The following is a 13891-nucleotide window of genomic DNA, read 5'->3' as shown; positions in this document are numbered from 1 at the left end:
TAAATGCCCAGCAGATAGCCGCCACGATGTAGCCAAATCCTCTGAGACATTGGCTACAGCTTTTTATTGGCTTTTTATTGACAGTGCAAGGTCACATTTGCAAATATAGGTTTCGGGTGCAAAATCATGGGTGTATCACGGTCTAGATGCAGTGGCTCTGGGAGTCAGGGATCAGATTCAGAGCGATAGACTGTGAACCGATATTCCCCACGTCAGTTTGTAATATTAAGTGTAGTATGTAGACTCTAGGTAAGCATTCAGCCGTCAGCCGTCAGCCGTCAGCCGTCAGCCGTCAGCTAAAGGCTCACGCTGCTTGAGGTGCTTTTTGGCACAGGCTTTGGCCTTGGCCTTTGGCCACGCTACGCGAATGGCCACGCTGTGCGAACGACGCTGGGATTTCACTCAGCATTATTCCAATGCTTACTTGTTTGATTCAAAAGCTGATAACTGATAACTGATAGGTGATAGCTGAATACTTACGACTCTAGTATCTATACTCTGGGGATGCTGGCGATATTTTTGATTAGAAATACTTAAGGTGTTATAAATTAGGCTGTTCTCGGTGTTTGCGTTCCCGTAGCCGGACGCAGTAGCTTCCAAACTACACTTTGAAGTGCGGAATGTGGGATACCAAACAATCCCTATCTACTAGTTAGCACTACCATCTTGATTGGAATTATGGTTCCCATCAATATTGTGCTGGGTTTTTTTACCAAGACTATCAGATTCCAAAATTAATAAATTATATTTTATTTCGTTGACTAATTATCAGATCCCTTCCCGGGTAATTGGTAATTGGTAAGTAGTCGGACACAATTCAAGTTGACTGTTCACACCAGGGAATTTCGGACAAGGGAACAGGGAACAGAAAGCCATGCAGCGAGGTAGCTCATCAAGACAGGGTTTGAGCAACGTTAAGTTTCTTAACACAATTAAAAAAAATTATCTCCGAGTGCTTAATTCGTAAAAAGTAGTTGACAATTACCCATTACCCATTACCCATTATCAAAAATCCAGGGACTATTTGGGTTGGGACTTGATTAACCGGACATGATCTAATATCATGTCCGGTGGTTTCGCTATTGTTAAGTGTTGTCTGAAAAATTTGTCTGGGAAAAATTTCACGCTTTTTTCATTTTCTAATATTCACAAAGTATTCACTAACTATTGTTAGATATTTCTAAATCCAGGAGCTGATCCATTTTTAATAAATCTCCGGATTTATAGTTTTGAAGGTGTAGTTAATAATTAGTTATGAAACTCAAATTAACCAAGTTTTTATGATTTAAAAAATTCCCATAATTCCTTTGGTAAAAAAAATATAGTTCTATCCTAGGTTAGGGAATTTGATCAATGCCATCGACTTACTATCTATAGGTAATCAAGGGTAACGATTCCAATAATACTAGTTAGTTGGTGAACACAGCTTAACTATATAGCATTTCCAAATAGATCATAAAACCCAATACTGATTTATCAGCACACCAAAAAATCCTCGGATTGTCTTGATGCAGGGCGGTCATGGGACTGCCCTGCATCGCGACTCCCGACTCCCGACTCCCGACTCCCTAAAACCCAGGAAGAGGTACCTCAATCAATTGAGAACGGTTATATATTCTTGATAGTAAGTTATATGAAATATAAACCATAAATGACTGACTATCAAACAGTTTTAATTCTTATTAATTCAAGTAATGCAGAAACTAATTCTAACTATTTTCTATCAGTTTAATCCTTGGCATAGCAGCATTGGTGGGATTCAGACCGTCATCCGCTCCTTTATCAAATATGCTCCGAGTGAGTTCGAGGTGCGGTTGGTGGGAACAGGAGACCTGGCTTCAGCTTCCGGTGTATGGCAAGAAGGGGAACTAGCTGGTCGAGCCATTCAATTTATGCCCTTGTTTCCTCTCGAAGATGACAATGTTAGGCGCTTAATACCCACGACGATAAAGTATACGACTGCGTTGTTAGGTCGTTCCTTGGCATCGGATTTCATGCATTTTCATCGCATCGAACCTAGCTTAGCAGCCCTCAATTGGTCTGGAGAGAAGACGCTGTTTGTACACAATGACATTGCCAAGCAGATGAATCCTGCAACGGGTAATAATGGCATTCTTTGGCAGCGTTTTTCTGCAAGCTATTTTGCCCTCGAACGCTTACTGGTCAAGCAATTTAGCCAAATTTTTTCCTGCAATACTGAATCAGCTAAGTTTTATCAACAGCGTTATCCAGCGATCGCAAATCGTGTTGCTTACCTGAAAAACACCGTTGATGAGGAGGTGTTCTATGCCCTAGACCAAAAGGAACGAGAACAAAGACGCAAAGCTCTAGCACAGGAGCATAATTTGCCTGAACAGACCCGTTTTATCCTCTTCGCCGGTCGTCTGCATCCTCAAAAAGACCCGATGTTACTGATACGGGCAATGGCAGGTTTATATATTGCCAATGTTCACTTACTGATTGCTGGGGATGGGGAGTTAAAAGATGAACTCCGTGCTGAAATTTGCTTTCTTGGGTTGTCTAAGCGAGTGACTATGCTTGGAGCAGTAGGTCAGGAAAAACTAGCAGACTTATACCGTGTCTGTAGTATCTTTGTTTTGAGTAGCGTTTACGAGGGACTGCCCTTGACTGTCCTTGAGGCTCTCGCCTGTGGGACACCTGTAGTGACCACGAATTGTGGTGAAACCCCCAAATTTCTCGGTGCTGACAGTGGGATTGTTTGCAAGGAGCGTACCAAAGTTGCGATCGCAGATGCTTTGGGTACAATCCTGCACCATCCAGAGAATTATCCAGCCTCCTCCTGTGTGCGCACGGCTCAACCCTATAGTGCTCGCACAGTTGTCACGAGTGTTTATGAGCAAATGCTACACCGTGCTCACCAACGGTCTCTGTAATCTCTGTCTAATCGGCTGCCTTTAATCAAGATAGAGCAGTCAAACTTACATACTCAGGATGTCATCACCACTTAATTAGTCTGCCGAAGAGTATTGTAAAAGAGGAAACTAGAAGTAATGAAAATTGCTGTAATTGGAGCCAAAGGAGTACCTGTTAAGCAAGGTGGCATTGAACGTTACTGCACAGAACTCTATCCCAGAATGGTTGCCCAAGGTCATTCGGTAGACCTATTTGCACGCTCGTCTTACACCAAGTCTACCGGTTTTTCATCCTCTGACTACAAAGGTGTTCGAGTAATCTCTCTACCCTCGATACGCTTGAGAGGAATAGATGCTTTTGCTAATGCTGCCCTGGCAGCGATTATCTCCAGTGGCAAACGCTACGACATCATTCATTTCCATGCCCTAGGTCCAGCTGTGTTCTCCTGGCTCTCCAGAATTGCCTCTTCTGCAAAGATTGTGGTTACCTGTCAGGGATTGGACTGGCAACGAGCCAAGTGGGGGAAATGGTCGAGTGGGTTAATTCGTTTGGGGGAGAGGAACGCGGTCTACTCTGCCCATGAGTTAGTCGTAGTCTCACAAGCACTCCAAAATTACTTTCTCAACACATATAGCAAAAATACAATCAATATTCCCAATGCTCCAGGGATTTACCCAGAGTCAGACCCCAAATTTCCCTATGGTAAATTCCTAGGTCTAAACCCGGGGCGTTACATTCTGTTCTTGGGCAGGCTTGTACCGGAAAAACGACCTGATCTACTCATCAAAGCTTTCCAACGGCTTAAATCTAACGGTTGGAAACTGGTGATTGCTGGTGGTGATAGTGACACTCATAACTACATCGCCAACCTACATGAGTTGGCAGGCACAAATCAAGACGTGTTATTCGTTGGTGAACTCTATGGAAGTCGCTTAGCCGAGATTGTTCGGGGGGCAGGGTTGTTTGTTCTGCCTTCGGATTTAGAAGGATTACCGCTGGTGATGCTAGAGGCAATGCAAGAAGGGATTCCAGTGCTCGCTAGTGATATCCCTCCCCATCAGCAATTGATTGGTGAAGAACGAGGTCTACTGTTCCGAGCAGGAGACGTAGACTCTTGTGTCCGAGCTCTAGAAACGGCGATCCGCCAACCTCAAAAGTTAGCGGACATGGCAAAGAAGGCACAAGACCATGTAGCCACTTACTATAACTGGGACAAAATTACTGCTGATAACTTGAGACTCTATCAAAAACTCTGTGCGTCCTCTGATGCCAAATTCAGTGTCACGCTCCCCTTTTTCAAGAACCAGTAAAACTACAGAGTTTCGTCAACGTTATGGACACAAGCCTTTCATCACTACCATTAGCCTTAAAGCGGCGGCTTTTGCCAGCCCTTGTTACCTTGACATCCGTAATTGGTGGAGCGATTGCCTATTTGGTTGTTACCCCACCAGTGTACCAAGTGAAAGCACGGCTGATGCTGGACAATAAAAAGGTGAGTGTATCTGAGTTGGGTGACAACCTCAGCCAAGTCCCTGCTAATATACCCGGTGGAGCTGACCCAATCGCAACTCAAGCCGAACTAGTGGGGTCAGAACGAGTTCTTCAGGGAGCACTTTACCAGATTGCTCTACTAAGCAGTTCACCAGAAGGACTGACCATAGACAAACTCCGTCAGGATTTAAAGGTAAAAATTGTGCCTGCCACCAATATTCTTGAGCTGAGCTATCAGGGTCAAAATCCAGAATTGGCAACCACGGTGCTCAATGCTGTCGCCAACGCAATGGTTACTGAAAGTGCTGAAGGGATTCGTTCAGAAGCTAAAGCTGTGCGGGAATTTTTGGAGAAAGAAGTACCATTACGGCGTTTGGAGGTAGCAGCAGCAGAAGCAGCGTTAAACAAATTTAAACAGACCACTGGTTTAGTTTCTCCCGAGGAACAAACACAACTCTTAGTCAGGAGTTTAGCTACTTTAGAAGACCAAGAACGTGCTGTGTCTATTCAACTCCAAGACGCTAAAACCCGTAGCCAAGAACTCCAGACAATAACCAGTCTGAATAATACTCAGAATGCTTACATCGCTGGACGCATTGGTCAAGATCAAGAACTCCAAGCCTTACGAGCTCAGCTAGTAGATTTGGATCGGGAGTTAGCCAAAATGCGATCGCGTCTAACTGATCAGAATCCAGCGGTGATATCACTGGTTCAGGAGCGGTATGAACTCCTTACCCTCTACAATCAAAAACTGTCTCGTCTGTTGCCCACTAATCAGCCCACTAATCAGTTCACTAATCAAATTATTCCCCCTGGTGATGTGGCCTCTGATCAGTTGAGCCAGGACTTTACCTCTAGGTTTATTTTATCTGAAACAGAACGGTCGGTACTGGAACAAAAGCTCTACCTGGTGCAGACTGAGCGCATTAAACTCCAGAATCGTCTTGGTCAAATACCAGTTCTACGGCAACCCTTTGCTAACTTAGTTCGCCGACAAGAAGAAGCTATTGCCTCTCTTAAACTCCTCCAAAACAAACTGGAAGAAGCACGGATTGCCGAAGCCCAACTAGTTAGCAATATTCAAATTATTGAGCGGGCAAAACTTCCTTCATCACCCAAGCAACCCAATCCAAAACTGGTGCTGGTGATTGCTACTGCTGCTGGAATTGCCCTAGCTGTCGGTATGGTGCTGCTGCTGGAGGTGATGGATAATACCTTACACGATGCCTCGGAAGCGGAGGCACTGCTGAAGCTGCCTAGGCTGGGGGTATTACCGAAGATACCTGCTCAGGCACTAAGTCTTGAACAACCGAAGCGATTCTTAGCAGATATTAGGTTAATGGAGCCTTACCGCCTGCTCCTGACAACCATGGAGTTGCGTGCTCAGAAGAGGTTACAGCTGATTGTGGTCAGCAGTGCTGTTTCCGGAGAGGGTAAGTCAGTGGTAGCTTCCCACTTGGCTGCGGTTTCAGTAACATTTTCCCGGCGGACATTGATTATTGATGCCGACTGGCGTCACCCAATGCAGCAGGATTTGTTTGGCTTACCCCCTCAGCCAAAGGTTACAGATTTAATGGGCAGCAATCAAACCTGGCGGTCGGCGGTGCAACCCACAGCGATCGCAAACCTTGAGATTTTGACCTGTAGTGACCTGCCCTCTGGTTCGGCTAGCTTCCTAGAGTCACAGGTGATGAAGTCTATTTTGGCAGCAGCCGCAGATTATTATGACCTAGTGATTGTAGACACGCCACCAGTTAGTAGTTTTGCTGATGCCCATAGCTTGAGTCGGTATAGTGATGGGTTGGTGATGGTGACACGTCCCAACTTTACTAAGAAAGATATCCTACTACAGACAGTATCAGAATTGAAAGATAGTAGCACTCCTATACTGGGGTTTGTTGTCAATGGCATAAGCGATCGGACTCGACAGTACTATTCCTATTCCTTGGATAGTTACCAGCCTCAATCCCAATCCAGGCAGACCCATGGCAACGAAGCCAGCAACAATTGTGCTGTGGTATCCAGGGAGGTTGATCATGCAGATTCATAACCCCTGGAATTCTTCCTCTGCTCTGACCTTTTGGCTGGGACTGGCAGGTGTGCCCATTGGTCTAGCCGTTGGCTTTCTCGCAGGTACTCAGCCGAGTTTGCTTGGTTTAGGGTTGGTTGCAGTAGCTGTGGTGGTCTACTTCTTTGCTCGGTTTGAGCAAGCTGTACTGGGGCTATTGATCTTGCGTAGCTCCCTTGATACTTTCTCAGATCAGGGGGTACCAGCTGCCTTCGCCGTTGGGGTTATTGGTCTGACTTTGGTCTATGTGACCGTAAGGTTATTAACCGGTCAGATTGTTCAGACTGATCGGTTTTGGTGGTTCCTCGCAAGCTGGGTGGTGCTACAAGGCTTATGGGTAATACTGCTACCGTTAGGAGGACTAGGACTAGATGGCTCCTATTTTTCCACTGCTATCCGGGAGTGGGTACGCCTATTTTCTTGGCCGATGGTCTACCTACTAGTGATGCAGCTAAAGGACAGGCTTCCAGCTCAAACAGTTATAAATCTCCTGTTTCTTGGTCTGGTCATGCCCCTTAGCGTCGCATCAATCCAGATGGTCTTGCCTGACTCACTTCTTCCTGACCTGCTCAAGCCATCAGGGTATAGCCTTTCTGCTTCCTTAGAAGTAACTGCTCGCATCAACGGCACTCTCGGTCACTCCAATACCTTTACCACCTTCCTGTTTTTGTTCCTTGGCTTGACCTACTGGAAGCAGAATCAAGCACAGCAATCTAAGCCTTGGCTTCTCCTGTTAGGTGTACTAGCTTTTTTCTTCGTGAGTACCAAGGCTCTATTTGGGTTGATGATGCTGGCTGCTTTTATCGTCTTTTTGATTGCCCCCAGATTGAGCCTGCTTAACCTGATCGCAGGAATCGTCCTGTTTGCCCTAATTATCGGCTTGTTTGGCAGCACAGAGTTTGGACAAGAACGCCTCGGCTCCATCGCTCAAACACCACTGGGTAATCCAGATATCGATATTTGGAAGGCAATTTTGCTGTCCCAGGGAGATGGCAATAGTTTCAACTGGCGGCTGGCTCAATGGACCTATCTCCTAGAGCAATGGAAACACTTCCCAATCCTTGGTTATGGTCTCGGAACTAACAAACTGATCAGTAGTAATGGGCTGGAACCCCACAACGACTACGTCCGTGCGCTAGTGGAGGGAGGAATTGTTGGTCTGCTTACTTTTTTCACCTTTTTTGGTATTCAGATTGTGCGTCTTGTTCAGTTAATTAGATCAGCCCCTTCTGGTAGTCAACAACGTACCTTGTGTTCAACACTGTTGCCCATTCTTCTAGCAATACCTGTGGGAATGTTTACCGATAATATTTGGACTCATACCACTCTCTTTTTCTACTGGTGGACTCTGTTGGCGGTAGCTGGTTGGAACTGGGATCAACCAAACACTGAACAAAATACAATTGACAAAACAATATAAATTTTTATCTTGAATTAGGGCGATATTTTTATTTAATACACCTTTTTATATAAAAATCTTAGTTTTATTTAATATTTAAGTTTTTATTTAGATAATTTTCTTTATTTTAAATTTGGATTTTTAAACCAACTGTTTATTTTAAATAATTAAATTATTTTATTTAATTATTTAACTATTTTTGTACTGTAAATTATGAATAGTATGACTCAAAAACTTTTGGGTTCTGATGTCAAACCTCAGATGATAACGAAAACTGAACGCTCTTACAAAGTTGCCATAGTGCATCCCAGTGCGGGAGTGAATTGGAGTGGTGGAACCGAAAATTTTGCCATTGAGCTTACTCATCACCTTAGTTCTTATTTTGAGGTGGAATTGTTAGCAGGAGCTCCCTGTAGTCCTTTTTACTATCCTGCTGGTGGCATCCCTCGTACAAAAGCTCGTCACCTCCTACGTAATCCTTTAGTTAACTCAGTGTTCAGGAGCTTCTCTACTCACCCTGATATGGTGATTGAACACTTGAGTAGTTTTCTTCCCTGTGCGATGCGACTGTTAAGGAAGCCAGCCGACTTAATCTTTCCTTGCAATGACTATGGCGGTTTGGCCATGGCAGCTTTTGTACGAGGAGTGATGGGCACACCCATTCTGTTTAAGGCACACACTGGTTTGACTGGCGGTGGACAATCACTGGCGCGAAGCCTGCGATTTCGTCCCAATCATCTGGTGGTTTTCTCTGAGACAATGGCTGACTTTGTTGATAAACAGCGTCCTAATCAGCCTGTCACAATTATTCCCAACGGCGTAGATATGGATCGATTCAAGCCAGAGGGAAATCATATTGACCTAGGTTTGAACAAGCCAATTGTCTTGTGTGTTGCTTCTTTAAACCGTAATGATCACAAACGGGTGGAACTGGCAATTCGAGCGATCGCAAAGCTTCCCTATGGGAGTCTTCTCATTTGTGGCGATGGACCTGACCGTGCGTATTTTCAAGCATTAGGTGAGGAATTGCTGGGAGCTAATCGCTTTGCCATACAGAGTTTCCCATTCAATCAAATGCCTGAGGTTTATCGGTGCGCAGATGCATTTACCCTCCCTTCCCTTGATGAACCATTCGGACAAGCCTACATACAGTCAATGGCCTGCGGTTTACCAGTAGTTGCTACTGATGATGAGATGCGGCGTTACCTTATAGCTGATAGCGGAATTTTATGTGATGTAACAAATTTAGATGCTTATGCTGAAGCGATCGCAAATGTCTTAAACAGAGATTGGAAAGTGCAAACTAGACAAAACGCCATGCGTTTTAGCTGGGATAGTATTGCCCTAAGCTATCGCGATTTAATTATGCAGATGATTAAGGTTTAAAAATTAGGTACAAAGCTGATAAAATTTATGAAAAATTCTCTTCCTATTCGACCCAAAGAACGCTTCTTAGTATTTGGCTCTCCTGCTATCGAAGATGCAGAAATTCAGGAAGTTGTTGCCAGTATGAAAACAGGTTGGTTGGGTACTGGTCCCAAAGTAGCACAGTTTGAAAACGACTTCAGAACCTACAAGGGAGCTAAATATGCAGTCGCGGTCAACTCATGCACAGCAGGATTGCACCTGAGCATTTTGGCTGCTGGGTTACAACCAGGGGATGAGGTGATTACCACCGCTGTTACCTTCTGTGCCACTGTTAATGCCATTATCCATGCCGGGGCGACACCAGTATTGGCTGATATTGACCCAGTCACCATGAATATTGACCCTGTGCAGGTGGAAGCCAAGATTACACCGAAGACTAAGGCAATTATTCCTGTCCATTTTGCCGGTCGTGCCTGTGACATGGATGCTCTGTGTGAGATTGCTAAGCGCCACAACCTGAAACTAATTGAAGATTGTGCCCATGCTATTGAGACGGAGTACAAAGGACGCAAGGCAGGAACTTTTGGGAATTTTGGCTGCTTCAGTTTCTATGTCACCAAGAACATTATCACTGGTGAGGGAGGGATGGTTCTGACTGATCGTGAAGAAGACGCAGCCCAGATTAAGATGCTGGGGCTACATGGCATGAGTAAAGATGCCTGGAAGCGCTTTGGTGACGAAGGCTACAAGCATTACAAAGTGGTGGAGTGTGGCTTTAAGTACAACATGATGGATTTACAAGGGGCGATTGGCATTCATCAGTTGCAGCGAATTGAGCCATATTGGCAGCGACGCCAGGAAATTTGGCAACGCTACAATGAGGCGTTTGCTAATCTACCAATTGGCTTGCCAGCAGATCCAGAACCTGAAACTCGCCATGCTTATCACCTGTACACAATCTTGGTAGATCAGGCGAAAGCGGGCATCAGCCGGGATGAGTTTCTTGATGGTATGACGGCTGAAAATATTGGGGTTGGGGTGCATTATCTAAGTATTCCTGAACATCCTTACTATCAACAAACCTTTGGTTGGCAGCCAAAAGATTATCCAAAAGCTATGGCTATTGGAAGGCAGACGGTGAGCTTGCCCTTGTCAGCCAAGTTGACGGATAAGGATGTTAAGGATGTGATTTTGACTGTTAAAAAAGTAATAGGATAAATAGGATGAATAACTTGTTGATTAAATATGCCAAACGACTATTGATTACCTCAGATGGTAAAAACCTTCCGGCTATGGAATATTGGAAAAAGCGAGCGAATAAATATGGAAAACGATCGGTTTTAAATATTGGTCATTCTAATGCTGAATTTGAGGCTGTTACTGAGAAACAAAAGCGAGAAATTTTACCCTACTTACGGCAATCTTTAAAAGGAGATGAAAAGTTAATTCTTGATTTTGGTTGTGGTCCGGGGAGATTCACGATTGATTTAGCCTCTACAATAGGCGGAAAAGCTATAGGTGTTGACCCAATAGAGGCGTTATTAGAAATTGCACCCAAGGATAAAACTGTAGAGTATAAGCTCATGGAAGAAGGTCAAATACCTCTACCAGATAATTCTGTAGATGTTGTCTGGGTGTGCTTAGTTTTGGGAGGAATCAAATCCCCAGTTTTGGAGAGGACAACGGAGGAAATTATTCGAGTATTAAAAGATGATGGTCTATTATTTTTAGTAGAAAATACTTCTAATAAACCAGATACACAACAATGGTTTTTTAGAAGTAAAATTAATTACAATAAAATGTTTAAATCTGTTTTATTAGTCCATCTTCATGATTATTTTGACCTTGGGGAATGTATTTCAATTATGGCTGGTAGGAAATCAAATTGATTGTCATATATTGCTAGAGTTGGATTGCTTATAAACCATAGTTGTGCCATGTAAAAAAATAGATGTCTCTAAAACAACAAGCAGTATCTGGCGTCAAATGGTCTACAGTGTCCCAAGTTGGGCGGCAGGTGATGCAATTTGTTACTGCCGCTATTCTTGCCCGCCTACTCTCCCCCTCCGACTTTGGCTTAGTGGGTATGGCGACGATTGTGATCGGATTTATAGGGCTGTTTAAGGATTTAGGCACCTCAGCAGCAGTAATCCACCGGAAAAATGTTTCTGATTCACTTCTGTCTAGTATCTTTTGGGTCAATGTAATCTTTGGTATCCTATCAACGGTTATCCTTTTCCTTCTTTCCCCACTGGTTGCTAGTTTTTACCAGGAACCGAGATTAACTTCAATCCTTAAAGTCCTCTCATTAACCTTTTGTATTTCTGGTATCAGCATCTTACAGAAAGCCATTTTAGAACGAAATTTAGCCTTCAATGCCTTAGCCAAAATAGAGATTAGTGCTATCCTATCTGGTTCTGTCGTTGGCATTGGAGCAGCGCTGCTAGGATTTGGAGTATGGAGCTTAGTTTATCAAACCCTAACATTAGTAACAGTGACAACTGCGTTACTTTTGATTTTCACCCCCTGGAAACCAGAAATGATTTTGCGTTTGAGTGAGTTGAAAGAGGTTAGCACTTACAGCTTGAATTTAACCGGATTTAGTATCTTTAACTATTTGGCTAGAAATGTGGATTATCTACTAGTTGGACGATTTTTAGGCAGCCAAGCATTGGGATACTACACTTTGGCATATCGCCTGATGCTTTACCCTTTGCAGAATATCTCTCATGTGATTGCTCGGGTGATGTTTCCTGTATTTTCCAAAATACAAGATGATAATGCAAAATTTAGAAATGCTTATCTGAAAGTCATCAGTTCAATTGCCATGGTTAGCTTTCCAATAATGGGTGGTATTTGGGTACTGGCTGAGCCATTTATTCTGGCATTATTCGGTTCACAATGGCAACCTGTCATTTTGATCCTGATGATTCTGGCTCCTGTAGGAATGATACAATCTCTGGAAACAACGATAGGGACAATCTATCAGGCAAAGGGTCGTACAGACTGGTTGTTGCGATGGGAATTTGGTTATGGAATAACAATAACAATCACTTTTTTGATTGGCTTACAATGGGGGATTGTTGGGGTTGCTGTTGCCTACGCAATCTTATCTTTTATCGTGACTTATCCAAGTTTTGCTATTCCTTTTCGTCTGATCCATTTACGGATGCTTGACTTTGGCACAGTACTTTGGGGACCCCTTGTTGCTAGCCTCCTAATGCTACTTGTGCTTGTAGGGCTGAAGTTTTTGTTACCCACGGGTCTAGCTAGTGGCTGGGTGTTAGGCATACTGATACCTATAGGAGGTATTTATTACCTGTTGGCAAGCTGGTGTATCAATCGAGAACAGATACAGCAATTATTAGCCATGTTAGGGTTAAATAAATGAAAACTCATATTCTGGAGGCGTTAGGTTAACAGATATATAGAAGCTTTGTACTATGGTTATTTATGTTGCACTCAGGTATTAGAGCTGGAGATTAAAAAAATGCTTTTAAATTCTCTAAAAAAACAACTGATGACTCTTTCTTGGTGGAAGTGGATTGTCATTATAGATATTTTATTTATAGTTGCCACATTTCTATCCGCGATTAACTCTCCCTGGTTAAACACCTTATTTAAGGTTTATCACTTTAATCTTGCTGGAGAAATGAATATTGCTGTCTGGTGGAGTTCAATACTTTTGTTCATAGCTGCTTTTTTGTCTTATGAAAATTTTGTGTCAGAAAAACGAAGAGGGTATTCAACTTCTTGGCTGATAATTTCCAGTGTAATGCTATTATTATCTTTGGATGAAATTGGTTCTATACATGAAGTACTACAAGAAGACTCCTGGTCGAACTACATTCCTTTTGCATTGGTGGGCATAATCTTACTTACCTATTCTTTGCTTAAACTATTTTCACAACAAAATACGAGAAAATCAGTAATATTAATATTATCTGGATTTATTTTGTTTGGTTCTGTTGTCTTTCAAGAGTATATAGAAGTTACGACAGAGTGGTCTGATTCACTACTAGGAATAAGAGCAGCTATTGAAGAAGGATCAGAGCTTCTCGGAACATTATTGTGTCTTTTCGGTATTACGATTCAATCACAGAAACACAACGATTCAGATTCATTAATATCTTGGCTACCCAATCCACTACTTATGAAAGATTTACCTATATTTTTACTTGGTGGAATGGTTATCCACATAGCAGCTAGTTTTTTAGTTCAACATCTCCCTAGCTTTTTAAATCCAATTGTCCCTAGTCTCTCTAATGGTGGAATTCCTGCAATCTGGTATCCAATGACTATCTTTTTTATGCTTTTTTGCGCCTCATCTCGTAAAGCATTGAATCTAGGGAATAATAATCCTCAAGCTTGGCTATTACTTTCAGTTAGCTTTCTGATTTTTTCAGCGGTTATTTGTGATAGAGCAGTTTTCGGTTCGGGAGAGTCATTTGCAATCTTTTATTTATTGCATATTTGTAAATTTTTGATCATAGCTTTTTTCTATTTTAATTTCTATCCAGGAAAATGTATTAAATATACTATTATTTTATATATCATTCCATTGATATTGTTATTTGGTCTATTTTTCGATGGTTTAGTTGTGCCATTTTTGATATCTGGATTATTTACATATTTTATCGCTCAGATATTCTTGAACAAACCCTCACGACAAACTGTCAATTAATAGGCAT

General features: G+C 42.8%; 10 protein-coding genes. All 10 read left to right on the top strand.

Going from position 1 to position 13891, the window contains the following annotated elements; translation table 11 throughout:
- The first annotated feature begins 325 nt into the window (after nucleotides 1-325).
- Complete coding sequence (locus F6J90_RS36520) at nucleotides 326-451, top strand: hypothetical protein (RefSeq protein ID WP_293105559.1); 126 nt, start codon at nucleotides 326-328, stop codon at nucleotides 449-451.
- A gap of 1243 nt (nucleotides 452-1694) precedes the next feature.
- Nucleotides 1695-2894: a glycosyltransferase family 4 protein gene (locus F6J90_RS36515; RefSeq protein WP_293105556.1), complete on the top strand. Its 1200-nt coding sequence runs from the start codon at nucleotides 1695-1697 to the stop codon at nucleotides 2892-2894.
- Nucleotides 2895-3011: 117 nt separating this feature from the next.
- Nucleotides 3012-4184, top strand: coding sequence for a glycosyltransferase family 4 protein (locus F6J90_RS36510; protein WP_293105553.1), 1173 nt, complete (start codon nucleotides 3012-3014; stop codon nucleotides 4182-4184).
- A gap of 23 nt (nucleotides 4185-4207) precedes the next feature.
- On the top strand, nucleotides 4208-6415 hold the full coding sequence (locus F6J90_RS36505) for a polysaccharide biosynthesis tyrosine autokinase (protein WP_293105551.1): 2208 nt from the start codon (nucleotides 4208-4210) through the stop codon (nucleotides 6413-6415).
- The gene (locus F6J90_RS36500; protein WP_293105549.1) at nucleotides 6402-7853 is read left to right on the top strand and encodes an O-antigen ligase family protein; all 1452 of its coding nucleotides are present in this window, start codon (nucleotides 6402-6404) and stop codon (nucleotides 7851-7853) included. Before F6J90_RS36505 ends, F6J90_RS36500 begins: the two co-directional genes overlap by 14 nt.
- Before the next feature lie 201 nt (nucleotides 7854-8054).
- Nucleotides 8055-9218 carry a glycosyltransferase gene (locus tag F6J90_RS36495; protein WP_293105546.1) on the top strand — a complete coding sequence of 388 codons (1164 nt, stop codon included), beginning with the start codon at nucleotides 8055-8057 and terminating at the stop codon, nucleotides 9216-9218.
- Nucleotides 9219-9245: 27 nt separating this feature from the next.
- Nucleotides 9246-10418: a DegT/DnrJ/EryC1/StrS family aminotransferase gene (locus tag F6J90_RS36490; RefSeq protein ID WP_293105544.1), complete on the top strand. Its 1173-nt coding sequence runs from the start codon at nucleotides 9246-9248 to the stop codon at nucleotides 10416-10418.
- Between the two features lie 5 nt (nucleotides 10419-10423).
- A complete protein-coding gene (locus tag F6J90_RS36485; protein ID WP_293105541.1) occupies nucleotides 10424-11089 on the top strand; it encodes a class I SAM-dependent methyltransferase in 666 nt (221 codons plus the stop codon).
- A 62-nt stretch (nucleotides 11090-11151) separates the two neighbouring features.
- Complete coding sequence (locus tag F6J90_RS36480; protein ID WP_293105538.1) at nucleotides 11152-12591, top strand: MOP flippase family protein; 1440 nt, start codon at nucleotides 11152-11154, stop codon at nucleotides 12589-12591.
- Between the two features lie 99 nt (nucleotides 12592-12690).
- Nucleotides 12691-13884: a hypothetical protein gene (locus F6J90_RS36475; protein WP_293105535.1), complete on the top strand. Its 1194-nt coding sequence runs from the start codon at nucleotides 12691-12693 to the stop codon at nucleotides 13882-13884.
- The last annotated feature ends 7 nt before the right edge of the window (nucleotides 13885-13891 follow it).

The organism is Moorena sp. SIOASIH, assembly GCF_010671925.1.
In the GTDB taxonomy this organism is placed as follows: Bacteria; Cyanobacteriota; Cyanobacteriia; order Cyanobacteriales; family Coleofasciculaceae; genus Moorena.
This window is presented reverse-complemented; position numbering and strand designations above follow the sequence as displayed.